Annotated in this window: 23 protein-coding genes; 15 read left to right on the top strand and 8 right to left on the bottom strand. The window is 67.8% G+C overall.

Going from position 1 to position 23,306, the window contains the following annotated elements; translation table 11 throughout:
• Positions 1-138 precede the first annotated feature (138 nt).
• Genes Y710_RS01815 through Y710_RS01795 form a run of 5 tightly spaced genes read left to right on the top strand, consistent with a single transcriptional unit; the run spans position 139 to position 3,670 of the window.
• Positions 139-1,056 (top strand): Rossmann-like and DUF2520 domain-containing protein, encoded by a 918-nt coding sequence (locus Y710_RS01815; protein ID WP_231875652.1) that lies wholly within the window; start codon positions 139-141, stop codon positions 1,054-1,056.
• The gene (gene panC, locus Y710_RS01810) at positions 1,053-1,946 is read left to right on the top strand and encodes a pantoate--beta-alanine ligase (protein WP_045537706.1); all 894 of its coding nucleotides are present in this window, start codon (positions 1,053-1,055) and stop codon (positions 1,944-1,946) included. The genes Y710_RS01815 and panC overlap by 4 nt, the downstream gene beginning before the upstream one ends.
• Positions 1,947-1,953: 7 nt before the next feature.
• Complete coding sequence (panD, locus tag Y710_RS01805; protein WP_006896180.1) at positions 1,954-2,379, top strand: aspartate 1-decarboxylase; 426 nt, start codon at positions 1,954-1,956, stop codon at positions 2,377-2,379.
• A gap of 14 nt (positions 2,380-2,393) precedes the next feature.
• Positions 2,394-3,200 (top strand): type III pantothenate kinase, encoded by an 807-nt coding sequence (locus tag Y710_RS01800; RefSeq protein ID WP_006896181.1) that lies wholly within the window; start codon positions 2,394-2,396, stop codon positions 3,198-3,200.
• Positions 3,197-3,670, top strand: coding sequence for a MaoC/PaaZ C-terminal domain-containing protein (locus tag Y710_RS01795; RefSeq protein WP_006896182.1), 474 nt, complete (start codon positions 3,197-3,199; stop codon positions 3,668-3,670). Before Y710_RS01800 ends, Y710_RS01795 begins: the two co-directional genes overlap by 4 nt.
• Positions 3,671-3,696: 26 nt before the next feature.
• On the opposite strand, the gene Y710_RS01790 is transcribed toward Y710_RS01795, so the two are convergent.
• The 4 genes from Y710_RS01790 to Y710_RS01775 form a co-directional block, all read right to left on the bottom strand.
• Positions 3,697-4,284 (bottom strand): TetR/AcrR family transcriptional regulator, encoded by a 588-nt coding sequence (locus Y710_RS01790; RefSeq protein WP_006896183.1) that lies wholly within the window; start codon positions 4,282-4,284, stop codon positions 3,697-3,699.
• Positions 4,285-4,396: 112 nt separating this feature from the next.
• A complete protein-coding gene (locus tag Y710_RS01785) occupies positions 4,397-4,852 on the bottom strand; it encodes a CocE/NonD family hydrolase (protein WP_062366056.1) in 456 nt (151 codons plus the stop codon).
• Positions 4,827-5,825, bottom strand: a complete 999-nt coding sequence (locus Y710_RS01780) for a cytochrome c oxidase assembly protein (RefSeq protein WP_231875651.1) — start codon at positions 5,823-5,825, stop codon at positions 4,827-4,829. The genes Y710_RS01785 and Y710_RS01780 overlap by 26 nt, the downstream gene beginning before the upstream one ends.
• Positions 5,822-7,606, bottom strand: a complete 1,785-nt coding sequence (locus tag Y710_RS01775) for a chloride channel protein (RefSeq protein ID WP_231875650.1) — start codon at positions 7,604-7,606, stop codon at positions 5,822-5,824. The genes Y710_RS01780 and Y710_RS01775 overlap by 4 nt, the downstream gene beginning before the upstream one ends.
• A gap of 56 nt (positions 7,607-7,662) precedes the next feature.
• On the opposite strand from Y710_RS01775, the gene Y710_RS01770 reads away from it, so the two are divergent.
• The 5 genes from Y710_RS01770 to Y710_RS01750 all read left to right on the top strand — a co-directional run bounded on the left by Y710_RS01770 (position 7,663) and on the right by Y710_RS01750 (position 13,287).
• Positions 7,663-8,160: a MarR family transcriptional regulator gene (locus tag Y710_RS01770; RefSeq protein WP_006896191.1), complete on the top strand. Its 498-nt coding sequence runs from the start codon at positions 7,663-7,665 to the stop codon at positions 8,158-8,160.
• Positions 8,161-8,497: 337 nt separating this feature from the next.
• Complete coding sequence (locus Y710_RS01765; protein ID WP_045537714.1) at positions 8,498-9,676, top strand: thiolase family protein; 1,179 nt, start codon at positions 8,498-8,500, stop codon at positions 9,674-9,676.
• 1 nt (position 9,677) lies between these two features.
• Entirely contained in the window at positions 9,678-11,342 is a 1,665-nt protein-coding gene (locus Y710_RS01760; protein WP_062366050.1) for a long-chain-fatty-acid--CoA ligase, read from the top strand.
• Positions 11,339-12,121 carry an enoyl-CoA hydratase/isomerase family protein gene (locus Y710_RS01755; protein ID WP_045537718.1) on the top strand — a complete coding sequence of 261 codons (783 nt, stop codon included), beginning with the start codon at positions 11,339-11,341 and terminating at the stop codon, positions 12,119-12,121. The genes Y710_RS01760 and Y710_RS01755 overlap by 4 nt, the downstream gene beginning before the upstream one ends.
• A 5-nt stretch (positions 12,122-12,126) precedes the next feature.
• Positions 12,127-13,287: an acyl-CoA dehydrogenase family protein gene (locus tag Y710_RS01750; RefSeq protein ID WP_045537737.1), complete on the top strand. Its 1,161-nt coding sequence runs from the start codon at positions 12,127-12,129 to the stop codon at positions 13,285-13,287.
• A 29-nt stretch (positions 13,288-13,316) separates the two neighbouring features.
• Here Y710_RS01750 and Y710_RS01745 read toward each other — a convergent pair whose 3' ends face one another.
• Positions 13,317-14,987, bottom strand: a complete 1,671-nt coding sequence (locus Y710_RS01745; RefSeq protein ID WP_062366048.1) for a TIGR03767 family metallophosphoesterase — start codon at positions 14,985-14,987, stop codon at positions 13,317-13,319.
• Between the two features lie 713 nt (positions 14,988-15,700).
• Between Y710_RS01745 and Y710_RS19020 the strand changes: the two genes are divergently transcribed.
• The 3 genes from Y710_RS19020 to lysS all read left to right on the top strand — a co-directional run bounded on the left by Y710_RS19020 (position 15,701) and on the right by lysS (position 18,230).
• Positions 15,701-16,009, top strand: a complete 309-nt coding sequence (locus Y710_RS19020) for a hypothetical protein (RefSeq protein ID WP_231875649.1) — start codon at positions 15,701-15,703, stop codon at positions 16,007-16,009.
• Positions 16,010-16,234: 225 nt separating this feature from the next.
• Positions 16,235-16,648 (top strand): hypothetical protein, encoded by a 414-nt coding sequence (locus Y710_RS01735; protein ID WP_062366046.1) that lies wholly within the window; start codon positions 16,235-16,237, stop codon positions 16,646-16,648.
• A 49-nt stretch (positions 16,649-16,697) separates the two neighbouring features.
• Positions 16,698-18,230, top strand: a complete 1,533-nt coding sequence (gene lysS, locus Y710_RS01730; RefSeq protein WP_006896196.1) for a lysine--tRNA ligase — start codon at positions 16,698-16,700, stop codon at positions 18,228-18,230.
• 57 nt (positions 18,231-18,287) lie between these two features.
• On the opposite strand, the gene Y710_RS01725 is transcribed toward lysS, so the two are convergent.
• Both Y710_RS01725 and Y710_RS01720 read right to left on the bottom strand, forming a co-directional pair.
• Positions 18,288-18,686 (bottom strand): hypothetical protein, encoded by a 399-nt coding sequence (locus tag Y710_RS01725; RefSeq protein ID WP_101841655.1) that lies wholly within the window; start codon positions 18,684-18,686, stop codon positions 18,288-18,290.
• Positions 18,687-18,869: 183 nt separating this feature from the next.
• Positions 18,870-19,742 carry a LuxR C-terminal-related transcriptional regulator gene (locus Y710_RS01720; protein WP_006896198.1) on the bottom strand — a complete coding sequence of 291 codons (873 nt, stop codon included), beginning with the start codon at positions 19,740-19,742 and terminating at the stop codon, positions 18,870-18,872.
• Between the two features lie 47 nt (positions 19,743-19,789).
• Here Y710_RS01720 and Y710_RS01715 point away from each other — a divergent pair, with 47 nt between their 5' ends.
• Both Y710_RS01715 and Y710_RS01710 read left to right on the top strand, forming a co-directional pair.
• Positions 19,790-21,325: an AMP-binding protein gene (locus Y710_RS01715; RefSeq protein ID WP_006896199.1), complete on the top strand. Its 1,536-nt coding sequence runs from the start codon at positions 19,790-19,792 to the stop codon at positions 21,323-21,325.
• Between the two features lie 60 nt (positions 21,326-21,385).
• Positions 21,386-21,739: a hypothetical protein gene (locus tag Y710_RS01710; RefSeq protein WP_231650100.1), complete on the top strand. Its 354-nt coding sequence runs from the start codon at positions 21,386-21,388 to the stop codon at positions 21,737-21,739.
• Positions 21,740-21,758: 19 nt separating this feature from the next.
• On the opposite strand, the gene Y710_RS01705 is transcribed toward Y710_RS01710, so the two are convergent.
• Positions 21,759-23,303, bottom strand: a complete 1,545-nt coding sequence (locus tag Y710_RS01705; RefSeq protein WP_006896201.1) for a FadD3 family acyl-CoA ligase — start codon at positions 23,301-23,303, stop codon at positions 21,759-21,761.
• Positions 23,304-23,306: the final 3 nt, after the last annotated feature.

Genomic DNA, 23,306 nt, shown 5'->3' with positions numbered 1-23,306 from the left:
CACAGCCGGCGCCGATCCGGTGAAAGTTGTCACACCGCGTAGCCTCGACCGTCGTGGCGCGCCTATCGTTGTGGCGAACGTCTGGTACCCGAGGCTCCGAGATCACGAGCCGGGACTGGAACGAATGGAGGAACGGCGGTGAGTTCACCGATGGCCCCGGCGCGCCTGCGCGTCGGAATCATTTCGGCCGGTCGTGTCGGCACCGCACTCGGCGAAGCCCTCGCCTCCGCGGGCCACGATGTCGCCTCGCTGACCGCACGGTCTCCCCAGTCGCGCGATCGCGCTGCGCTCCGCCTGCCGCGAGCCCGCGTGCTCGATCTCCCCGGCGTCGTCGCCGGTTCACAGCTTCTGATTCTGGCGGTTCCGGACACGGAACTGCCCGGCGTCGTCGACGCCGTCGCCGCCGCCGGTCCGCGGCCGGGCACCATCGTCGCGCACACCGCGGGGGCGCACGGAGTGGCGATCCTCGAACCGCTCGCCCGCCTCGGTCTGGTCACCGTCGCGCTGCACCCCGCCATGACCTTCGTCGGCACGTCCGACGACACCGCCCGGCTGGCGTCGGCGTGTTTCGGAATCACCTCTGCCGACGAGATCGGCGACGCCATCGCCGCATCGCTGGTGCTCGAGATGGGTGGCACTCCCGTCCGCATCGCCGAGGCCGACCGAACCCTGTACCACGCCGCTCTCGCGCACGGAGCGAACAATCTGATCGCGTTGGTCACCGATGCGTTGACCGCACTCACCGCGGCCATCACCGGGCCGGCGGGGGAGCGGAGCGCCACCGCCACCGTCGACGGGCCCGACTCCGGGATCGCGCAGCGAGTGCTCGGGCCGCTGGTCCGCGCCTCGCTCGAGAACGTGCTCGAGATGGGCGGCGACGCGCTCACCGGTCCCGTGGCGCGTGACGACACCGAGGCGGTCCGTCGCCATCTCGCCGCGTTGGCGGCACTGCCCGACCGTCATCTGGTGGACGGCTACCGTGCGCTCTCGGCGCGGGCCGCCGCTCAGAGCGGCGCGAGCCGCGAACTGCACGAGCTCCTGGAGGAATACGCGTGACCGCATCCGATCTCTACGCTCCCGGCCGGACGACGGTGCATCGCGACCCGGCCGAGTTGCACCGCGTCACGAAGGCGCTGCGCGCCGCGGGCAAGCGTGTCGCGCTGGTGCCGACGATGGGGGCGCTGCACGAGGGGCACCTCCAGCTGGTGAAGACCGCGAAGCTGCGGTGCGACGTCGTCGTCGTCTCGATCTTCGTCAATCCGCTGCAGTTCGGTGCCGGCGAGGACCTCGACGCGTATCCGCGCACCTTCGACGCCGACTGCGCCCTGCTGGAACCGCTCGGAGTGGAACTCGTCTTCGCGCCCACGGCGTCGTCGATGTACCCGACCGGCCCGCGCACCACGGTGCAGCCCGGCGAGACGGGGGCGATCCTCGAGGGTGCGTCGCGACCCACGCATTTCGCCGGCATGCTCACCGTCGTCAACAAACTGCTCAACATCGTCGCACCGCACGCCGCGTACTTCGGAGAGAAGGACTACCAGCAGTTGGTGCTGATCAACCAGATGGTCAACGACCTGAACATGGACGTGGAGATCATCGGGGTGCCCACCGTGCGCGAGGCCGACGGCCTCGCTCTCTCGTCGCGCAATCGCTACCTGTCGGCAGAGGAGCGCGAACTCGCGACCGTGCTGTCGGCGGCACTGCTGGCGGGAACGCACGCGGCCGAGGGCGGCCGCGAAGCGATCCTCGCCGCGGCACACGCAGTCTTGGCCACCGCCCCGCAGATCGAGGTCGACTACCTCGAACTGCGTGGGCGGGGTCTGGAAGAACCGCCGGAGGAGGGTGACGGCCGACTTCTGGTCGCCGCCCGCGTCGGACCGGCACGACTCATCGACAACGTCGGCGTCGCCATCGGCACCGGCTTCACGCAGCGAGAAGAAGGGTAAGGACACTATGTTCCGCACCATGATGAAGTCGAAGATCCATCGCGCGACCGTCACCCAGGCCGACCTGCACTACGTCGGCTCGGTGACCATCGACGCCGATCTGCTCGACGCCGCGGACCTGATGGAGGGCGAGCAGGTGTGCATCGTCGACATCGACAACGGCAACCGGCTCGAGACCTATGTGATCGCCGGCGAGCGCGGCAGCGGTGTCATCGGGATCAACGGTGCCGCGGCGCACCTGGTCCACCCCGGTGACCTGGTGATCATCATCGCCTACGGCATCATGAACGAAGCCGAGCTCGCCGAGTACGCGCCGCACGTGGTCTTCGTCGACGCCGACAACCGCCCGGTCACCTTGGGCGACGATCCCGCCGACGTTCCGGAGGGCTCCGGGCTGAAGGACCCGCGCCGGCTCGCGACTGCCGCGGTCTGAGGTCGGCGGACCCCGTGCTCCTCACCGTCACCGTCGGGAACACGAACATCCATCTCGGGGTGTTCGCGGGTTCCGGCGACCACGCGGAACTGATCCGCGACTGGCGGATCCACACGCAGCCGCACATGACTGCCGACGAGTTCGCCTTGCAGCTGCGCGGGCTCCTCGGGCCCGACATCGAGCAGGTGACGGGCGTGGCCGGTCTGTCGACCGTGCCGTCGCTGCTGCGTGAGATGCGGGAGATGCTGCCGCGATACTTCGGGCGCGGTCCGCATGTGCTGCTCGAACCGGGGGTCCGCACCGGTGTGCCGCTGCTGGTCGACAACCCGAAGGAGGTCGGGACCGACCGCGTGGCCCACAGTCTGGCCGCGCACGAGAACTATCCGGGCGGACCGTGCATCGTGGTCGCCTTCGGCACCGCGACCGTGGTGGACGCGGTCTCGGCCAAGGGCGAGTTCCTCGGCGGGGTCATCGCCCCGGGCGTCGACCTCTCCGTCGAAGCGCTCAGCGAGCACACCGTCACCGTCCGCAAAGTAGAGCTGATGCCGCCGCGCAGCGTCATCGGGAAGAACACCGTCGAGGCGTTGCAGTCGGGCATCATCTACGGCTTCGCGGGTCAGGTCGACGGTCTGGTGGAACGCATCCGGCGCGACGTGCCGGGTTTCGACGGCCCCGACGTGACCGTTGTGGCGACCGGATTCATGGCGCCGCTGATGGTGGGCGAGTGTCGCACCATCGCCGAACATCACCCGTACCTCGCGCTCGACGGACTGCGGCGCGTCCACGAGCGCAGCCGCCGCATCGGAAGGGGGCGGGCATGACCGCTGAGACCGGCAGCCGGACCGTCGCGTACGGTCGCGACATCGAGGTCGGGCGGGTCTATCGGCTCGGGGAGTACACCCTCACCGCCGACGACCTGGTCGACTTCGCGCAGCGCTGGGATCCCCAGGGATTTCATGTGGACGAGGACATCGCCGCCTCGAGCCCCTACGGCGGCCTGATCGCCAGCGGTGTGCAGAGTTTCGCGATCATGCAGCGCCTGAGTGTCCTGGCCGTCTACGACCACTGGGCGGTGATCGCGGGCAAGGAGATCCGCGACGTCGCCTTTCTCCGGCCCGTGCGTCCCGGCGACGTGCTGACCGGGACACTCACCGTCACCGGCGTCACCTTCGACGACCGCGACCGGGCATTGGTCGAGGTCGACACCGAGCTGACGGTGGAGGGGAAGCCGGTCCTGCGCACGCACTCGGCGTCCTATCTGCACGCGCGTCCGCCGGCACCCGCCGACTGAACCCTCCGCCGCCCGGCGTACGCGCCTCAGTTTCGGGCGTCGACCGTGAGCGCGGGCTTCGCGTCGTCGGCCGGACCGTCGACCAGCTGGCCCCACATCGCGTCGACCATCGGCTGCAGGAACAGTTGTCCGACGTTGCGGACCATCATGGCCACGGTCTGTTCCGCGACGCTGCGCCGCGTCGAGGCCAGTCCGGCGTCGCGCATCTTACTCACCTCGTCGCGTGCGAGTTCGGTCAGTTGGCGCAGCAGCGTCGTAGGGCTGTTCGGGTCGAGGAGAACGCGGCGCATGTAGCCGACGACGACCGGATTGTCGTTGAGCATCGCGCGTACGGCGGCGTCTCGTGCCGCAGCCACTTCCGCCGGCGTGCCGTCGTTCGGCACGCTTGCGATCGCCGCGCGGTGGTATTCGACGATCAGTTCTTCGACGGCCCGCCGCAGACCGTCTTTGGTCTTGAAATGGTGTTGGACCAGTCCGACGGTGACTCCGGCGGCAGCGGCCACGGCTCGCATCGACACCCGCTCCTCGCCGTGCTCGGCGTACAGATCGAGTGCCGCGTTGCGGATCTTGGCCTTCGCAGTCAGGTCCGCTTCGCCCGCCCTGGGATCGCTCATCGTCTCCTCCTCGTCCGCCGCAGATTCTACGATGCCGACGCGTCGTCGTTACATCTGCAATGCGTACGGTACGAACGTATAGCAGAGGGCGGGGGAGGCAGCGCTGATCGGCCTACTCGACGGCCATGGTGGTCAGGTGCTCGTACTGAGCGCGGGCGTCGGCCGGCGTGGCGGACGGCAGAGTGACGACGATGTTCTCCACGAGGAACGTGTCGGGGTGGGTCTGGTGATAGGTGGTGGCCTCGCGCGTGGTGCTGAACTGCATCACCGTGACCTGGTCCGTTGCGGCGGCAGCCTGACAATGGGCCTCGCCGCAGGCGGTCGCGGTCGTGTCGTGGTCGTTCGAGACCTGCAGACCTCCGCGACGGTAGGTGTCGATGATGGATTGGGGCGACGCGTCGTTCAGGATCGCGGCCTCGTTGGGCGGTGGCGGCGGGGCGGCGTCGTGTTGCTCGGTGCCGCCGCTGGAGCAGCCCGCGAGCAGCGGCAATGCGCACAGCGTGAGGCATGCGTACCGCAGCCGGTTTCCGCGGGCCGGGCGGTCAGCGGCGATGTGGTTGATCGTCATGGACGGACTCCTCTGATTGGTGGTGTGGCCGTGGCATGTGGTGCAGTGCGGCGAGCCTGGCGTTGTAGGCGTCCAGAGCGGCGGCGTCGTCGTCGAGCGCGGCGGTGTTCGCGCCGATGGTCGCGCGGGCGCGGACTCCGTCGAGCCAGCCGCCGAAGCTCGACTCCCTCGTCGCCACCCATTCGCGGGCGATGACCAGGATGAGGATCATCATCAGTCCGTCTCCCGCGACCCACATGATCGCTCCGGCAGCGGTCTGGTCGGCCAGCGCGGTGGGTCCCCAGTCGGGGCGCGATCGGCTGTACGCGGGGGCGATGATGTGCGGCGACATCATCAATGTCACTCCGACGATCGCGTCGGGGACCATGCACGCGATGATCGTGGCGGCGCGCAGCGGGAAGACCAGGTGGCGGCCGACGTACTCGTTGCCGAGCAGAGGAAGCAGAAGCAGATAGCCGGTGACGAGGTAGAGGACTGTCTCGGCGTGATGGATCCACATGTGCTGGGCCATGGCCTGCTGAAATCCGGTCAGGTGGGTGGTCACGAGCACGGCCGCGTACAGCGGGACGGTCACAGCCGGCCTAGTGAGCAACTGGAACGGCGTACTGGACACCGCTGACGTGACGGCCGTCCGTGTTCTCGCCGAACTCGAGCGGATCAGCCGGATCGGTGCCGCGGCGACCAGCAGCGCCGGAATGACGGTGATCAACAGCAGATGCACGATCATGTGCGCCCAGAACAGGTTGCCCGAGTACGTGGCCAGCGGGCTGTTCAGCGCGACGATCGTTGTGGCGACCGCGGCGAACCACCACAGCAGGCAGGATCGCGGCCATGGCCGTCCGTCGCGCAGTCGGACCAGGACGCACAGAACATATGCCGCGGTCAGCACCGCGATCAGCGCTGTGGCCACGGGGGTCGCGGTCCAGACCGTCAGCACCTGGGGCCAGGCCGGGGGAGGCGCCGCCGTTCTCATGTCTGCGCCGGGGGTGGTTGTGCCGGGGGTGATGAGGCATGGAGCACGTCCTTATGCGTGAGCCACCCGGCCAGCCGGGCTCCGTCGGCCGAGATCACCGGTACGCCGATGGCGGGGGCGGCGTCCAGTACGGGCATGGCCTGGCCGAGGGGCGCGTCGGCCGTCACGGTCGGGCACGTCGTCACCATCTCGCGGACGGTGGTCGGACCGTATCCGCGAGTGAGTGCGTCCGCTATGGCCTGCGCGCTGAGGATGCCGCGGTAGACGCCGGAGTCGTCCACGACCGGTACCGCGCCGACCTCTGTCCGTTGGAGGGCCTCGGCTGCCGTTGCCAACGTGGCCGTCTCATGCAGCGTCGCCGGTGGCGAGCTCACGACGTCCGCGACCCGTACGGTCGGAGGGCGGTGACGCTGCCCTGAGACGATGTCGACCCCGCGACGGGTCAGTTTGCGCGTGTAGATCGTGTCTTTCGAGAGGAGCTTGCCGACACCTGTGGACACGGCGACGGCGGCCATGAGCGGGAGGATGATCGAGTACTCGCCGGTGAGCTCGAAGATGATGACGACCGCCGTGATCGGAGCCCGGGTGGCTCCGGCCAATGCGCCGGCCATGCCTATCAAGCCGTAGGCCCCCGGCGAGCCGGTCATCGATGGCAGCAGTCCGTGAACGGCCGCGCCCACGGCGGTGCCGCCGACGGCCCCGATGAACAGGGTGGGGGCGAACACTCCACCGGACCCGCCGATACCGATGGTCAGGCTGGTCGCCAGCATCTTCCCCACCATCAGCGCAATCAGCAATGCCACCGTGTATCGGCCGGCGATGGCGTTCTCCAGCACGGGGTATCCGACGCCGTAGAGCTGCGGAAGCACCCACAGCACGCCGCCGAGCAGGAGCCCGCCGACGGCGGGGCGGAGCCATTGGGGGCCTCTCCACGCCCAGTCGCAGACGTCTTCGATGAGGTAGAGGACTTTCGAGAAGGCGACACCGACGAGCCCGAGAACCGCGCCCGCAACGATGAACAGAAGATATTCCACGCCGCCGTGCGGAGTGAACGAAGGCAGTGTCAGAAACGGACTGTCGCCCAGAAGCGACCGGCCGACGACACTCGCGGTCACACTGGCCAGGACCACCGCGGCGAATGATTCTGCGGCGAAGTCGCGGAGGATCAGTTCCATCGCGAAGAACGGCCCGGCCAGCGGGGCGTTGAACGTCGCCGAGATCCCCGCCGATGCGCCGCATGCGACCAGCAACCGCATGCGAGGAGTGTTCAGTTTCAGCAGTTGCGCCGCCGTCGAGCCCAGTGCGGCGCCGATCTGGACGATCGGTCCCTCACGGCCCACCGACCCTCCGCCGCCGATGCACAGGGCCGACGCCAGTGACTTCACCATCGGGATCCGTGCCGGTATGTGGCCGCCGCGCTCGGCTACCGCGAACATCACTTCCGGCACCCCGTGGCCGCGCGCCTCCGGCGCCAGCCACGACACCAACGGCCCGTAGACGAGCCCGGCGATCACCGGAGTCAACACGACGAACCAGAAGCCCAACGCCGGTACACCGTTGTGCCCGACCCGGCCCTGCGCCGAGAAGTCGGTGTAACCGGTGAACAACATCGTGGCGCCGACGATGAGCCACCGGAATCCGACGGCGGCCACACCGACGGCCACTCCCACCGAGACCGCCACCGGGACGATGCCGGTGGACGACTCGCGCAGCCATGTCGGGAACGGCGTCCGGCGCGGCATGATCGCGCCGTTCGGACTTCCAGAAGTGAACGCAAGCACGATTGCAGTATGCAACAGTTGCATCGGCTAATCGATGGGTAGGGTAGTTTTCTCTTGTGACGGCAGCAGCAGGACGCCCCGCGGACGGACATTCGATCAGCGTCGACGACGTGGCCGACGCCGTATTGACCGCCTCGCGTCTTCTGGTCTCGCTATCGGCGAAATCTATTGCTCAAGTGGATGATTCGATCACCATCGCCCAGTTCCGCGTCTTGGTGCTGCTGTCGAACAGTGGCCCGATGAACCTCTCATCGCTGGCGCACAGACTTGCGGTCCAGCCGTCGACCGCCTCGCGGATGATCGACCGGCTCTCTCACGCCGGGCTGGTCGAACGGACCCCGAGCGAACAGACCCGGCGCGAACTCATCGTCACGCTGACCTCTCACGGGGCGGCGACGGTGCGGGAGGTCACCGATCGCCGACGTGCCGAGATCGAGCAGGTCATCAGCCGCCTCACCGCGGAGCAGCGGCATGAACTGGTCCGCGCACTCACGGCATTCTCCGAGGTCGGCGGCGAGCCCGCGGTGTCGCGGGCTCAAGACCTCTGGGCTTAGCGATCTCGGGGAAGGTGTTCGGGGCGCGGCCGTCTGCACCCACGACTGTCCGAACCGCTTGTCACTCGGCACACGGCCGGCGGCACTGAAGTCTCCGCCGTGTTCGGGTGATGCGGGCCCGATGGCCGGGCGTTGCTTCGTTGATTCGGGGGCGTCTTGCAGTGCCTTCTTTCCGTTCGCTGACGGCTACGCGCACACCATTGACCAATACAAATGTGATGGTTACGATACGACTGTATAGCGGCTGAAGTGAACGGTGTCTCAACTCCTGGTTCCGTTGCCGCGACGTCTTTCAGTCTCCGCAGACGCGGAGCGATCCCAGCGACAGGAGTCAGCAGTGAGTACGAATCCCGAAGCCGTCATCGTGGGTGCAGTCCGAACACCAGTCGGCCGACGCGGCGGTGCCCTGAGCGCATGGCATCCGGTCGACCTGCTCGGCGCGGCCATCGCCGAGTTGATCGACCGGACCGGTGTGGTCCCCGAGCTCATCGACGACGTGATCGCTGGTTGTGTCCTGCAGTTCGACCAGCAGACCGGCAACATCGGCAGGCATGCGGTGCTGGCGGCCGGACTGCCCGAAACGGTTCCGGCCGTGACAGTCGACCGCCAATGCGGATCCGGCCAGCAAGCGGTGAGCTTCGCCGCGCAAGCCGTGGCAGCCGGTGTTCAGGATTTGGTCATCGCTTGCGGTGTGGAGTCGATGTCGCAGGTCACGCTGCCGCCGTCGATGATTCCGGGTGCACCCCTCGGACCGCAGTACAGCCCGAGGGAGCTGGACCGATACGACGGTCGGCTGATGGCGCAGGGCCCCTCGTCTGAGCTGCTGAACACCAGGTGGGGTCTGTCTCGTTCCGACCTGGACCGGTTCTCCGCACGTAGCCACCGGCGTGCCGCCGCGGCAGCGGCCGACGGGCGCTTCCGGGCGCAGCTGGTCGCATTGAAGGCCGACCCCGCCGATCCGGCATCCACCGTCATCGATCACGACGAAGGGATCCGAGAGCAACCCGATGAGGCGAAGATGGCGTCGTTGCGCGCGGTGTTCGCCGACGAAGGCATGACTACGGCGGCGAATTCATCGCAGATCAGTGACGGTGCCGCAGCGCTGATGATCGCGAGCCGGGAGTTCGCCGAACAGCACGGACTCACGCCGCGCGCGCGGTTTCGAGCGCTCAGCGTGGCGGCCGACGATCCGGTCGTGCAGTTCACAGCGATTCTCCGGTCCTCACGCAAGGCACTGGAGCGCTCAGGGCTGGCAGTCGACGACATCGATCTCTTCGAGGTCAACGAAGCGTTCGCCGGCGTACCGCTGATGTTCCAGCGTGAGTTCGGTGTGCCCGACGACAAGCTGAACGTGAACGGTGGATCCATCGCGATCGGTCATCCGCTCGGGTCCACCGGTGCACGGATGCTGACGGATCTGCTCTGTGAGCTCGAGAGAACCGGCAAACGGATAGGACTCCAGACCGTTTGCGAAGCCACCGGCACCGCCAACACCACCATCATCGAACGGATCTGACATGACCGACATCATTCGCGGGCTGCCGTCTACGCACGGCGACAGCTACCAGCTCAACACGACCACCCTGCTGCGTCACGCGGTACGGACCTTCCCGGAGCAGGAGATCGTCTACCGTGCGCCCGACGGCGGGTGGGATCGCTACACCTATGCCGATGCCTACACCCGGATCCAGCAGGCGGCGCATGTCCTGACCGGACTCGGAGTCGGTCCTGCCGACGTGGTCGGGATTCTCGACTGGAACAGTAAGCGGCACTTCGAGCTGTACTGGGCGATTCCCGGTATCGCCGCCGTGATGCTGCAGATGAATCTCCGCCTCGCTCCCGAGGATCTCGGGTACGTCACCACTCACAGCGGGGCATCGGTGGTATTGGTGGCAGAGTCGCTGCTGCCTGTGGCACGCGAACTGGCGCCCCACGCTTCCGGGGTTCTGAAGTGGGTGGTGATGTCCGACGAACCGTCGTCAGACATCGATCCCGGACTGCCGAACGCGGTGTTCTTCGAGGACTTGATGGCACAGGCGGAGGTGAGTTTCGACTGGCCCGTCATCGACGAGACCTCCGCTTACAGTGCCTGCTACACCACGGGAACGACGGGTAGGCCGAAAGGCGTCTACTATTCGCACCGCGGCATCTACCTGCACACCATGGCGCAGGCGGCAGCACTCCGCATGGGGTCGGACGACACCGTCATGCTCATCACCCCGATGTTCCACGGACAGAGTTGGGGTCTGCCGCAGTCCGCCGTCTACGCCCAGGCCAAGGTGGTCCTGCCGGGCCGGTACGTTGCCGAAGACACCTCTGATCTGGTGGACGCCATGATCGCCGAGCAGGTGACGGTAGCCAACGGTGCTCCGGCGATCTTCGGACCGATGCTCGACTACATCAAGATGCTCGACGAGGCACCCGACCTGCATCGGGCGCGTCTGCTGTGCGGCGCCACCGAGCCTCCGCTGACGATGATGCGCGAGTTCTACGACCTGACAGGCGCGGATATCATCCACGCCTACGGCGCCACCGAGACCACACCCTTCGTCGCGGTGAACGCGGGGATGAAGCCGACTCTGACCGGGCTCACCCATGAAGAGCGATGGGATCTCAAGCGGTGCCAGGGCCTGCCGGTCAACGGCATCGATCTGCGGATCGTCGACCCCGACGGTGCGGAGCTGCCCCACGACGGAGTCGCGGAGGGCGAACTGCTGATTCGGGGTCCGTGGATCACCGAGCGTTACCACGATCTCGACGATGCGCCCGGCGAGCGATTCGTCGACGGCTTCTGGCGCAGCGGCGACGTCGCGACCATTCACCCGAACGGGTACTTGAAGGTCGTCGATCGTCTTAAAGACGTCGTGAAGAGCGGCGGCGAATGGATTTCGTCGATCGATATGGAGAACGCCCTAGTCGCGCATCCTCGCGTGGCGGAGGCAGCTGTCATCGGCGTGGCACACCCGAAGTGGCAGGAGCGCCCGGTGGTTGTTCTGGTCTCGGCGGACGGGGAGGATATCTCGCCGGCGGAGGTGCATGAGCAGCTCGCGGGAAAGTTTGCGAAGTGGCAACTGCCCGACACAGTGATCCGAGTCGACGCGCTGCCCCGCACCAGCGTCGGCAAGCTCGACAAGAAGGTGATGCGATCCCAGTACGCCGACGTCTACCGGGACGTGCAATGACCGGCGAGCGGGTGGTCCGCGAGGACAGAGACGGGATCGTGGTCCTGAGCATCAACCGTCCGGAGGCCCACAACGCACTCAACCGAGAGGTGATGGAGCAACTCGCCGCGCACATCGAAGCGTGCCGGTTCGACGAATCGGTCCGCTCGGTGATTCTGACCGGCTCCGACCGTGTGTTCTGCGCAGGTGCGGACATCGGGGCGTTCGACGCGCTTCGCGAGGAGACCCTCTTCGGGCCGCGACGAGCTTCGGGCGATGCGTTGTGGGCCGGGCTGGGTTCGTTTCAGAAGCCGTTGATCGCCGCCGTCGAGGGGGTGGCATTCGGCGGGGGATGCGAACTCGCGTTGGCGTGCGACACCGTGGTGGCGGGCGAGTCGGCCCGCTTCGCGGTCCCGGAAGTGCAGCTGGGCGTCATTCCCGGTGGCGGTGGTACCCAGCGGCTCGTCGCGGCGATCGGTAAGGCGAAAGCGATGGCAATGCTGCTGACCGGCGATTCGATGAATGCGCGAGACGCCGAGTCGGCCGGTCTCGTCGCGTCGGTCGCGCCCGCAGGGGAAGCGCTCGACGCCGCACTCCGGATGGCTCGACGGATAGCGCGGAACTCGCCGCTCGCCGTTGCGCTCGCCAAGGACTCGGCGTCGGCGGCATTGCGACCGTCCCTCTCACTGGGTCTCGAATACGAGCGGCGGAACTTCCACGTCGCGCTGAGATCCGATGACAGCCACGAGGGACAGCACGCGTTCCTCGACAAGCGCACCCCTCTCTTCAACGGAAGGTGACATACATGTCCAAGCTGTTTCCCGGCTATCGAGCCGCATGGGAGAGCGATGACCACGCTGCGCTCCGCGCGCACGCGCGCGCCTTCATCGCGAAGGAGGTGACTCCGCACGAGGAACGGTTCGCCGAACAGCATCAGGTGGACCGGGACCTGTGGACCAAGGCCGGTGCCGCAGGCCTGCTGTGCCTCGACGTCCCCGAAAGTTTCGGCGGTGCCGGCGGTGACTTCGGCCACGAGGCGGTGGTTCAGCAGGAGTTGTGCGCGGCCGGTGACTCCGCACTCGCCTTCGCGGTCCATTCGACGATCGTCGCCCACTACATCGACTCGTACGCCACCGAAGAACAGCGCAAGCGTTGGCTGCCGAAGTGCGCCGACGGCGAATCGGTCCTCGCCATCGCGATGACCGAGCCCGGCACCGGCTCTGATCTGCAGGCCGTGCGCACCATTGCGGTCCGGGACGGCGATCACTACGTCGTCAATGGGTCGAAGACGTTCATCTCCAACGCCACCCACTGCGACCTGCTGGTGATCGTGGCCAAAACCGATCCATCGCAGGGCGCGAAGGGGATCTCGCTCCTGGTGGCCGAGACCGCGAATCTCCCAGGATTCGAGCGTGGCCGGGTGTTGAAGAAGATCGGCCAGCACGGCCAGGACACTCGGGAGCTGTCGTTCACCGACATGCGGGTGCCGGCGGCCAATCTGCTCGGAGGTGTCGAAGGGCAGGGGTTCTACCAACTGATGAGCCAACTGCAGCGGGAGAGGTTGATCATCGGTGTCGGTGCCGTCGCGGCCGCAGAGGCCGCTGTGGCGGAGACCGTCGCCTACGCCAAGCAGCGCACGGCGTTCGGCAAGCCGATCCTCGACTTCCAGAACACGACCTTCGTGCTATCCGAATGCAAGGCCGACGTGCTGGCGGGCAAGACACTCGTGGACCACTGCATCGGCGAACAGATCGCCGGTCGCCTCGATCCGGCGACCGCGTCCATCGCCAAGCTGTGGGGTACCGAGAAACAGAAGGAGATCGTCGATCGCTGCCTTCAGCTCTTCGGCGGCTACGGCTACATGACGGAGTATCCGATCGCCCGCATGTATACCGACGCCCGTGTCCAGACCATCTACGGCGGAACCAGCGAGATCATGAAGGAGTTGATCGGCCGGTCGCTGTGAACTGCGGAACGTTGATCGGGTTCTCCGGCTCAGTGCAGCGGGTTCGGCAGCAAGAGCTCGCAGTTGCGGTCGTTCGGGGCGCCGAGCAGCGCGTCGTCGCGGTGGATGTCGTTGTACGACAGTTCGCGGTAGAGGCTGGCCAGCCCCGCAGGTGACAGGTCGGACGGGTCGGCGGTGTAGCGGCTGTCGGCTTCGATCAGCGGTGTGAAGATGCTGAGTGTGCCGTCGCGATTGTCGGCGACCTCGATGATCCGGGCCAGCTGCGGGTAGTCGATGTGGCTGGCGGTGTTGATCTCCCAGAAGCTGTTCTTCGGCGTGGCGCCGCGGTGGGCGATCATCTCGTTCCGGTGCGTATGGCCGTTCACCCACGCGATCACGTTGGTGTGCCGGTGGAGCTGCGCGACGAGGTGGTCGCCGCCGTACTGCTGCTCGCCGGGAGTCTCCGGGTTGGGCAGCTTCGCGGTCATCGTCTTGGATGTGTGATGGCTGAACACCATCACGAGCTTGTCGCGGTTGGCGGCGATGGTGCGGTTCATCCAGTCGAGCTGCTTCTGGCTGATCGACCCGTCGGCGATGCCGAGACTGTTCGTCGTGTTGAGTGCGAGTCCGAGGACGTTCTCGGAGATGTCGAATCGGTACCAGGACGGCCCGTCGGGATCGGCGAAACCGTGCCCGAGCGGACCCGCGCCCTTGATCGCGGGGTCGAAGTGCCTGCGGATGAATTCCCGCGGCGAGAACGGCCGTCGGCCGGCGTCGGCCGTCACCGGGATCACGGGGCCGGTGGTGCGCAGTTTCGCGAGCAGCGGACCGAGCGCCGCCGGGTCGATGCTCAGCGCCCTGCCGATGGCGGCCGCCGTGGGATCGGTGTCGGGGAGGTCGTACTTGACGTTCGAGTGGTACAGCCAGTCGACGATGTTGTTCGGCACGGTGCCGAGCAGCTGATCGTCGTGGTTGCCGAACACCGCGTACCACGGCATGTCGAGGCCTGGGCTGGAGTGCGTCTTGATCGCGGCGTGAAGCAGGCCGGGGATCTGGATGAAGCCGCGGTCCTTGTAGATGTCCCACGAGTCGAGTTCGGGACGGTAGTAGAGCGACGACCCCAGCGCCTGCAGTCCTTCGAATCGGTTCTTCGCCCCCGTGTTCGGGGTGATGGAACCGCCCGACAGGATGTGCTGGAACCAACCGAGCTCCACGATCTCGTGGTTGTCGGTGTTGTCGCCGGTGGAGACGACGCAGTCGAACGACCTTCCGGTGAACGGCCCGCGCGCCAGAGCGTTGATGCGCTTCACCAGCGCGACGGCGCCCTGTGTGCCGAGCGCCTCGTGCGGGCGGAAGGCCGGGGCCTGCACGGGATGGACGTACTCGAACCGCGCGGGGCTCTGCACGTCGGCGATGTGGATGTCGGTGAGCTGGACGAACGAGGCGAGGGCGCTCCGGGCCGTCTCGCGTCCGGGCTTGGCAGCCGCCAGCTCCTGCCGGATGAACAGCGGCCAGCCTTTGCCCGCGACCAGCTGCCGGTAGCCGCCCTTGCGAGCCCGCCCCGGAGCCGCGACCTGCGCGAGGGTGGTACCCGCGGTGTTCGCGGCGGAGGCGGGGTCGGCGTGGACGTGTCCGGCCAGGACACTGCCCGCGGCGACGGCTCCGGCGGTCGCTGCGCTCGCACGCAGGAACTGGCGGCGGGACAAGCGGTTCGACGGCATGGCAGACACTGTAATGCGGAGCACACTCGGATTATGCGTCTGCGACGAATTCGTGTCAGAAGTAGTTGACCGGGCGTTCGCCTTACGCCGTACTTCCTGACCCGAATCGGGTAACGGCGTACGGCACATGGCTTTCGGGTCGCCCGTTGTCCACAGGCGACCCGAACGTCGTCCGTGGCGACCGGGCCCGGCTCACACTCGACGGATGGGGGAATCGGGGGATCGACCACGGGTGGCGCTCACACATCTGCTGGCGAATCAGGAGGGTGTGGTCGCGCGACGGCAGGTCCTCGAGTGCGGACTGACGTCCGCGTTCGTCAGGCAACGCTTGCGGAGCCGGGACTGGGTCGCCGCATGCCCCGGTGTCTACGTGACGCACACCGGACCGCCGACTGAGCGGCAACGCCAATGGATCGCGGTGCTGTGGGCGATGCCTGCGGCACTGAGTCGCGAGTCGGCGATTCTCGCCGCCTCGTCGTCGACCGCCTCGGGTCCGATCCATGTCGTCGTGGATGCCCGACAACGGCTGTCGAGTCGGCCGGGCGTGGTGGTCCACTACAGCCGTCACCTGGCGGAGCGGGCGCTGATGCACACGCACCCGCCGCGTGTGCGGCCCGAGCACGCGGTACTCGATGTGGCCGGCCGGGCGCGAACCGACTCCTCGCGGCGCTGGCGAGCAGGCAGCGGACGAGCGGCGGGATTTCCTCGAGCGTGTGCTCTTCGACGTCCGCGACGGCACGTGCTCGGTGCTCGAACACTGCTATCTACGCGATGTGGAACGGGCCCACGGACTGCCGGCGTCGGTGCGGCAGACGCCGACCGGCGTCGGACGACGCGGGTTCCGCGACCTCGAGCGCGACCTGGACGCGATCGCCTATGGCCGCAAGCGGACCATCCGGCTCGGATGGGGGCAGACGGTCGACCGCCCCTGCCGCACCGCGGCCGGCATCGGCGCGATTCTCGCCGCGCGCGGCTGGCCGGGAACCGTGGTCCGCTGTTCCGCCGACTGTCGGCTCGAGTGAGCCTGTGCCGTATTGCGTTACCCGATTCAGGTAACGCAATACGGCATAAGCGCAGGCAGCGAATTTAACTCACGACTGCGCCGAGTCTGGTCAACGGCGCGAAGCTGTGGCAAACTCGTCGTCGTGATCAAGAGCTGTCAGGAGTGTTGTCGAGGCTGACACCGCGCTTACGCGGTCGGCCGATTTCGCCAACCCCCGCTCGTTCGATCACAGGATCACCTCTCCATGACTCTCGCATTCTCTGCACCCGTCACCACCTCGTACACCGACGCTCCGCTGTCCCTGCAGGCCGAGGAGTACCTCGCGACGCTCGCCGACGGCGCCGTGGCCGTCGACCTTCGCAGCGCCGTCGCACGATCGGCCGCCGGCGCACTCGTGGGCGCGATGGCGCTCGACGTGGACGACGCCCTCGATCTGCTCTCCCCGGGCTCGCCCGATCGCCTGCGCACGGCCACCGTCGACGCGCGGTGGGTGCTGGTGAGCGACGACGGATACGACGCCGAGATGCTGGCATGGCATCTGCAGGCGCGCGGCGTCCTCGGCGCACGGTTCGTGGTCGGCGGGCACGCCGCGCTGCGCGAGCGCGGGATCAACGGTTCCGTCGGCGCTGACGTGCTCGGACTGTTCGATACGCCGTAATGACCCGCTGATTGGTCTTGCCCCTGGTGGGCCGCTTAACCTTGGGTGCGTGAGTGACCAGGTTTCCAGCGCGCCGACCACCAAGACCGCAGCCGCCGACCAGACCCCCGAGCAGGTGCGGGTCCGTCAGGAGAAGCGTGAGCGCATCCTCGACGAGGGGCGGCAGGCGTATCCGGTCGCCGTCGCGCGCACGCACAGCCTCGCCGAGATCCGTGCGGAGTACCCGGATTTGGAAGCCGGCACCGAGACAGGGGTCGAGGTGGGCGTCGCCGGCCGCATCATCTTCCTCCGCAACAAGGGCAAGCTCTGTTTCGCGACCCTGCAGGAGGGCGACGGCACGCAGTTGCAGGCGATGGTGAGCTTCAACGGCGTCGGCGAGGAGTCGCTCGCGCGGTGGAAAGCCGACACCGACCTCGGCGACATCGTCTTCGTCCACGGCGAGGTGATCAGTTCCCGCACCGGCGAGCTGTCGATCATGGCCGACTCGTGGGAGATGGCGTCGAAGGCGCTCCGACCGCTGCCGGTGGCGCACAAGGAGATGAACGAGGAGTCGCGCGTCCGCCAGCGGTACGTCGACCTCATCGTCCGTCCCGAGGCGCGGGCCATCGCGCGCACCCGGATCGAGGTGATGGCGCAGCTCCGCAAGTTCCTGACCGACCGCGGCTTCCTCGAGGTCGAGACGCCGATGCTGCAGACGCTGCACGGCGGAGCGGCGGCACGCCCCTTCGTGACCCACTCCAACGCCTTCGACATGGATCTGTACCTGCGTATCGCGCCGGAACTGTTCCTCAAGCGCTGCGTGGTCGGCGGCATCGAACGCGTCTTCGAGGTGAACCGCAACTTCCGCAACGAGGGCGCCGATTCCACGCACTCGCCGGAGTTCGCGATGCTGGAGACCTACCAGGCCTACGGCACCTACGACGACGCCGCCGTGATGACCCGCGAACTCGTCCAGTCGGTGGCGATGGGCGCGCTCGGCACCCTGACGCCGACCATGCCCGACGGCAGCACGTACGACCTCTCCGGCGAGTGGACCTCGCTGTCGATGTACCCGTCGCTGTCGGAGGCCCTCGGCGAGGAGATCGTCCCCGCCCAGACCTCCGTCGAGGAACTGCTGGCTATCGCCGACCGGGTCGGGCTCGAGGTGCCGAAGGACAAGGGCTACGGACACGGCAAGCTGGTGGAGGAGCTCTGGGAGCACCTGGTGGGCTCTCAGCTCGACGAGCCGGTCTTCGTCCGCGACTTCCCGGTGGAGACCTCGCCGCTGGTGCGCTCGCACCGCACGGTCCCCGGCGTGGTCGAGAAGTGGGACCTGTACGTGCGCGGCTTCGAGCTGGCGACCGGCTACTCCGAACTCGTCGACCCGGTGATTCAGCGTGAACGCTTCGTCGACCAGGCGCGGCTGGCCGCGGCCGGCGACGATGAGGCCATGGTCCTCGACGAGGAGTTCCTGGCCGCGATGGAGCACGGCATGCCGCCCACTGCGGGCACCGGCATGGGCATCGACCGGCTGCTGATGGCGCTGACCGGCCTCGGAATCCGCGAGACGGTGCTGTTCCCGCTCGTCAAGCCGATTCAGTAGCGGCAGTCACCGGCCGCCGGGATCGCGTCCCGACCGGCCGGCGACCGACGCACGCGGTCAGCGCTCCATGTAGCTGATCCACGGTTCGTTGGAGACCACACCTCCGTTCGGGCCGGTGATCAGCAACCGGTCGCGGTGCACGTGGTAGGTGTAGCCGTTGTTGTAGGCGTGGAAGCCGTAGCCGTTCTGGGTGGCTCCCCACAGGTCGATGGTGTTCCCGGTGACCTTGCCCTTCCCGCTGTACTCCCAGCCGGTGGGTCCCTGAACCGGGCAGATCGCGACCTGCGACCATGCCGATTCCGCGAGCACCTTCGCCGGGCCGTTGCAGTACGGTCCGTTCGGGAAGCCGTCGGCCGCGGCCTCACCGGCGCTGACCGCTCCGGCTCCGACCGCTACGGATGCGGCGATGGCGACCGCCGCGGCGATCCGTGTCGTGCTGCGAATGGGATTTCGCATCATGACCACTCCTCTCGCAGGTGCAGCGGCAGCGGCCGGGCCGCGGTGTCGTCCTGCGTGTGTCGGTGTATGTCGACCGCTACCCGGAATGTCACGAGGGATCGGCGAACCGTTAGCCCGTCGGTCGGTCGAACGAATGACGCTTCAGTCGCGGTGAACTGCGATTTCACTCACACGGCGCAGTCAGGGGAGGAGACGGATTCGACGGGCGTTGACGACCGCTTCGAAGCGGGAGTTCGCGTCGAGCTTCACCAGCAGCGACTTCACGTGGCCCTTGACCGTGTGCAGTCCGATGCCGAGCCGCGCGGCGATCGCCGGATTGGTGAGCCCCGCGCCGAGGAGACTGAGCACGTCCTGTTCGCGGGCGGTGAGACGGACGGGCAGTTCCTCTGCGGGCGCCTCGCCCGCCAACTGCGCGGCGATCTCCAGCATCCGTGCGCGCACCGAGGCGTCGCCGATGTCGGCCGCGAGGGTCCGCAGTTCGGTGTACGAGGCCTGCACGCGGCTCCGCCACGCGGTCAGCTCACGCTCCTCGTCGTCCGTGCGGATCGCCCCGAGCACCTCGGCCACGGTGAGTTGTTGCTCGACGGCGCGGGCCTCGTCGGTGACGACGTCGAGTGTGGCGTCGAGCTGATCGTGCCGGCTCCGACGCGCCGCATACAGGACTCCGATGTGCTTGCGGCCCACGATGATCGGTGCGGCGACCATCGAATACAGCTGTTCGGCGCGGATGATCGCGTCATAGGTGTGCGTGATCAGCGGCGACTGGACGTAGTCGTGCACAGCGGTGGCCCGGCGCCTCGTCAGGACCCGTCCGCCGAGACCGTGACCGTAGTCGAGCTGGACTCCCCGGAGCGGACCGACCACGTCGCCGTCGAAGTAGCTGAGCTCGACGGCGTGCCCGTCGCCCGAGGCGGCGTCGGGCACCACGCGGCCGGCGAAGGCGAGACTGGCGCCGGTGTGCCGGCGGAGCCGCTCGAGCGGGCGCCGGAGCTGCCGAGCCAGCTCGTCGTGGGGCGCACCCCTCTTCGGAGGGTTGTCGGTGTCACGGGTCACAAGAATGATTGTCCCAAATCATGCCGTCGACACGAGTGGAGAGTCGTATGAATGCAGAGCAGCAGACCCGGGCCTGGCTCGAGGAGTACCGGGCGCCGGACGCGAGTGCGGCCCACTTGCTCTGCGACAGGCACGATCCGGAGGGTGTCGCGTTCACGCTCGTCGAGCCGGACCTGACCTTCGAGTCGATGACCTGGGCCCAGCTCGCCCACGAGTCTCGCGCGATGGCGACCGTGCTGGCCGGGCGGGGCGTGCGGCGCGGAGATCGGGTGCCGGTGCTACTCGGCAAACGTCGTGCGCTGGTGGTGACGCTGCTCGGGCTGTGGCGGCTCGGCGCAGTGCACGTGCCGCTGTTCACCGCCTTCGCGACCGGGGCCATCGAACTGCGGACCGAGGGCTCGGGCGCCCAGTTCGTGATCACGGACGCCTCGCAGCGCGACAAGGTGGATCCGATCGATGCGGTGACGGTCCTCGACGTCGACGAGCTGGTCGCCGAATCGGTCTCGGCCGAGCCGTTGGCCGAGTCGGTCGCCATCGGCGGCGACGCCACGCTGGCGCAGTTGTACACCTCCGGCACCACGGGCAAGCCCAAGGGTGTCCCGGTTCCGCTCTTCAGCCTCGCGGCGTTCCAGACGTATCTGCACTACTCGCTCGACGTGAACGCCGACGATGTGTTCTGGAACGCCGCCGATCCGGGGTGGGCGTACGGCCTCTACTACGCGCTGCTGGCGCCCATGGTGGCGGGCCGGACGAGCCTGCTGCTGAACCAGGGCTTCACCCCTGAGTCGACCGTCGCCGTCATCCGCGAGTTCGGCGTCACCAACTTCGCGGCGGCGCCGACCATCTATCGCGCGATGCGTGCGAGTGCCGACCTCGACGGGATCGTCCTGCGACGGGCGTCGTCGGCGGGGGAGCCGCTGACGCCCGACATCGTGTCGTGGGGAGTCGAGAACCTCGGCTGCGAGGTGCGCGACCACTACGGGCAGACCGAGCTCGGCATGGTGATCGGCAACCACTGGCATCCGGAACTGGCCGAGCCGCTCAAGCCGGGCTCGATGGGGCAGGCGATGCCGGGCTTCACCGGCGGCATCGCCGAAGGGCAGATCGCGCTCGACGTGCAGGCCAGCCCGCTGCTGTGGTTCTCCGGCTACGACGCGGCTCCCGAGAAGACCGCCGAACGATTCACCGCCGACGGCAAGTGGTACCTGACCGCCGACACCGGCAAGGTCGACGACGAGGGCTACTTCTCTTTCACGTCGCGCGACGACGACGTGATCCTGGCCGCCGGCTACCGGATCGGCCCCTTCGACGTCGAGAGCGTCCTCGCGGGCCATCCCGCGGTGAACGAGGTCGCGGTGGTGGGCCGGCCGGATCCGGAGGGGATCCGCGGTGAAGTGGTCGAGGCCTTCGTCGTGCTCTCGGAGGGCTACGCCGCGGGCGACGCTCTCGCGACCGAGCTCAAGAACCTGGTCCGCGACGAGTACTCCAAGCATGCGTATCCGCGGACGGTGCACTTCGTCGACGCGCTCCCCAAGACGCCGAGCGGAAAGATCCAGCGCTTCGTCCTGCGCCGTGAGGGGTGATCACTCGCCGAAGATGGAAACGTACCGGTTGACCGGTTTTGGATGTGGCACAGTTGTCATGTGCAGAATGTCTGGATTCGGACCGGTATCGCCGCGTTGTTCGGATCAGTGGTCGGAGCCATCGCGTCGGTGGGCGGCCTGATCCTGATGGACGACGGGGTCGATCGCTGTCTGCCGGCTCTGCAGGATTCGCATACCGATGCCGCGGCGCGCGGGGCATGGATCGCGTGGACGGCCTATCTCGCCGTCGTCGTGGTGGGGTCCCTGGCTGCGGTCTCGCTGTCGCAGCGCACGCGGACGTGGGTGATCGTCGGTGTGGTGACACTGATCGCGATGGGCGTCGCCGTCCTCGGGATGCACGACTTCGGCGTCTCGATGTGCGAGACGGAGTTCTCGCGCTCGCAGCGCGGCTGACCGGCCGCGCTGCGAGCGGTCAGTGCATCTCGCGCTTGAGGATCTTGCCCGCGGCGTTGCGGGGGAATGCGTCGACGATCTCGATGACGCGCGGGACCTTGAAGTTCGCGAGGTGCTCGCGAGCGAAGGCGATCACCGCCTCGGGCTCGACCGACGCTCCGGGGCGGACGGTCAGGAAGGCCTTGCCGACCTCGCCGAGGCGCTCGTCGGGGACACCGATGACGGCGGCCTCGGTGACGTCGGGGAACCGTGAGAGCAGTTGTTCAACCTCCGCGGGGTACACGTTGAAACCGCCGCAGATGTACATGTCCTTGAGGCGGTCGGTGATGGTGAGATTGCCGCGGTCGTCGAGGGTGCCGATGTCGCCGGTGTGCAGCCAGCCGTCGGCGTCGATGGTCTCCGCCGTGGCCTCGGGGTTGTCGAGGTAGCCGCGCATCACCATGAGTCCGCGGGTGAGCACCTCGCCCTGCTCCGACAGTGTCACCTCCATGCCCGAGAAGGCGCGGCCGCAGGTCTCGGCGACGGTCTGCGCGTCGTCGTCCGGGCGGCAGGTGGTGATGAATCCGCTCGTCTCGGTCTGGCCGTACGCGGTGATGACGGTGTCGACGCCGAGTTCGGACTGCAGTCGCTCCACCAGGACCACGGGAACGATGGTCGCACCGGTCACGATGAGCCGCAGGCTCGAGAGGTCGAAGTCCGCACGGGCCGGGTCGTCGAGAATCGTCTGGAAGATGGTCGGGGCGCCGGGGAACACCGTGATCCGCTCGCGTGCGACTGACTCCATGGAGGCGCTCGGCGAGTAGACGGCCAGGGGGAACATCGTGGCGCCGAACAGGATCGACGGCAGAATCCCCGCCTTGTAGCCGAAGGTGTGGAAGTACGGGTTCACCATCAGGTAGCGGTCGGTGTCGCGGAGGCCGCCGTTGTCGCCCCAGGCATGTGATCCGTGCAGCGTCTGGCGGTGCTCGGCCATCACGCCCTTCGGGGCCCCGGTGGTTCCGGAGGTGAACAGGATGTCGGAGAGGTCGTCCTCCCGCACCGCCTCGGCCCTTGCCCGGGCCTGCCGGACGAGGTCGTCGGTCGCGGACTCCAGCAGCGACTCCCACGGCACCGCGCCCGGACTCTCGGCAGCGTCGCCGAGCGGGATCGAGATAACGGTGCGACCTTCGGGGATCGACGACGACAGCACTTCGCCGAGGCGGTCGATGCCGGCGAACTCACCGGAGACGACGACGACGCTCGCGCCGGAACGGTCGATGATGTCACCGGCCTCGCTTGTGGTGTAGCGAGTGTTCAGCGGGACCAGAACGGCGCCGGCGTACTGAATTCCGAGCGCGGCGATCGGCCAGTGGTGACTGTTGGGCGCCCATACCGCGACCCGGTCGCCGTGTTCGACGCCGAGTCCGATGAGGCCCGCCGCGAACCGCCGGACGCGGTCGGCGAACTGCGGCCAGGTCAGCGAGACGCGCTCGCCCCACTGGTCGTCGACGATCGCGACGCCGTCGGGCCACTGCCTCTCGGCGCGATGCAGGGCGGCGGGAGTGGTGAGCGGATTCGGGAGCATATC

Origin of the sequence: Gordonia sp. QH-12 (assembly GCF_001578675.1) — a bacterium.
Classification (GTDB): Bacteria; Actinomycetota; Actinomycetes; order Mycobacteriales; family Mycobacteriaceae; genus Gordonia; species Gordonia sihwensis.
The sequence above is the reverse complement of the archived record's forward strand: the minus strand, read 5'-3'. Positions and strand labels throughout refer to the sequence as shown.

Coding starts and splice junctions, on each gene's coding strand:
- panD (WP_006896180.1), top strand. CDS start 1,954: ATGTTCCGCACCATGATGAAGTCGAAGATCCATCGCGCGACCGTCACC.
- Y710_RS01795 (WP_006896182.1), top strand. CDS start 3,197: ATGACCGCTGAGACCGGCAGCCGGACCGTCGCGTACGGTCGCGACATC.
- Y710_RS01790 (WP_006896183.1), bottom strand. CDS start 4,284: ATGAGCGATCCCAGGGCGGGCGAAGCGGACCTGACTGCGAAGGCCAAG.
- Y710_RS01785 (WP_062366056.1), bottom strand. CDS start 4,852: ATGACGATCAACCACATCGCCGCTGACCGCCCGGCCCGCGGAAACCGG.
- Y710_RS01780 (WP_231875651.1), bottom strand. CDS start 5,825: ATGAGAACGGCGGCGCCTCCCCCGGCCTGGCCCCAGGTGCTGACGGTC.
- Y710_RS01760 (WP_062366050.1), top strand. CDS start 9,678: ATGACCGACATCATTCGCGGGCTGCCGTCTACGCACGGCGACAGCTAC.
- Y710_RS01755 (WP_045537718.1), top strand. CDS start 11,339: ATGACCGGCGAGCGGGTGGTCCGCGAGGACAGAGACGGGATCGTGGTC.
- Y710_RS01750 (WP_045537737.1), top strand. CDS start 12,127: ATGTCCAAGCTGTTTCCCGGCTATCGAGCCGCATGGGAGAGCGATGAC.
- Y710_RS01745 (WP_062366048.1), bottom strand. CDS start 14,987: ATGCCGTCGAACCGCTTGTCCCGCCGCCAGTTCCTGCGTGCGAGCGCA.
- Y710_RS01735 (WP_062366046.1), top strand. CDS start 16,235: ATGACTCTCGCATTCTCTGCACCCGTCACCACCTCGTACACCGACGCT.
- Y710_RS01725 (WP_101841655.1), bottom strand. CDS start 18,686: ATGCGAAATCCCATTCGCAGCACGACACGGATCGCCGCGGCGGTCGCC.
- Y710_RS01715 (WP_006896199.1), top strand. CDS start 19,790: ATGAATGCAGAGCAGCAGACCCGGGCCTGGCTCGAGGAGTACCGGGCG.
- Y710_RS01705 (WP_006896201.1), bottom strand. CDS start 23,303: ATGCTCCCGAATCCGCTCACCACTCCCGCCGCCCTGCATCGCGCCGAG.